The sequence below is a fragment of the Stenotrophomonas sp. INTA L402-1 genome (assembly GCF_059295135.1).
In genome coordinates this window covers 1-1,204 of the sequence record NZ_JCAFWP010000094.1, presented here as the reverse complement: position 1 = coordinate 1,204, position 1,204 = coordinate 1, and the positions used below count along the sequence as shown (strand labels likewise).

The 1,204-nt window shown below is 41.7% G+C and carries 1 pseudogene; it reads right to left on the bottom strand.

From position 1 onward, the window contains the following. A pseudogene (locus AC5O77_RS21635) lies at positions 1–1,204 on the bottom strand (hypothetical protein); the annotation flags it as partial.

The window sequence follows — 1,204 nt, the reverse complement described above, 5'->3', positions numbered from 1 at the left end:
GTATTACTACTGGTAGCACCTAAACTAGTAAACCATTTTTTAATCTTGAATTTAAATACAACATCATTCCCTTTACCATTCTTGGGTTTCCCGGTAATAGTAACTTCACTTCTTATCAGCACAGATAATGTTACTTCTCCATTACTGTCAACATTAATTCCATAAATCCCAGCCGTCCAATTATAATCCGTATTTTTCATATTATGGGTTAGTAACAGCGTGAATTTTGCACCATCAAACCCTGTTTCCGGAAAACCATCTGTCGCCCTGAATTTTACACCATTAACACTCAGCAACTCGACTTCCACAAAAGGAAGGATGGTATAGGATGGTTGTCCGTATATACGCCAACCTTTAATCTCCATAAATGAAGTTAAATTTTCTCCTTCTTGGTAGTCCATATATGTACGTTCATATATGCCATCACCCACATATCTCCATTTTTCCCCTTCTTTTTTTTCTTCATTTTGTAAGTACACTGTATCTTCCAGCAAATCCAGACCGTTATCGACCGGATTTCCAAAATCTTCAACTAATAAAACACTGAGAGGTAAATCCGCCCCTTCCTCTCCTATAACTTCTCGTATACGAAGCTGTGAACCAAGCGGACTCACTTCACCTGGTTTGATAGTGTAATTGTTTGAATAATTGGCATCGCTCCAACCAGCCATCTTCAGTTGCGCATTCAAATTCGCTTCCGCAAAATGCGCCATATACTGTCTTTGATATTGCCCATTGCCGTTGTAAACCCAATTATTGCCCTGGATAGGATCCGCATTCCTGACTTGTACGTTTTCCTCATTAAGCTGAACAACACCATCAGTAATAAAGTTACCCTGGGCATCTTTAAGAACAACGGTCACCGTTATGCTATCCCCAGCGATATATATCGTTTTGTCCGCGACAATCGTGGATTGATTTTTTGCCGCTGCACCTGGTTGTATTCCGTATAACGAGGACTTAATCTCCGTTGCCCATGTTTTTAATTTCAGACTGGCAACCAGATTTTCCTCGGCAACCCATGCTGTCCAGACAATGGTATATTCACCATTATTCTGCTCGACCCACCGCATAGAATCGGGAGTTGCGCCGCCTACCGCGAAACTATCAATATAAGACTCGATGACTTCTGATGTCAGCCCTAAAGCAGGGTTACCAAACTCATCCCGCAACGTTATTGTGACGGTTAATGGCTCCCCGGCGA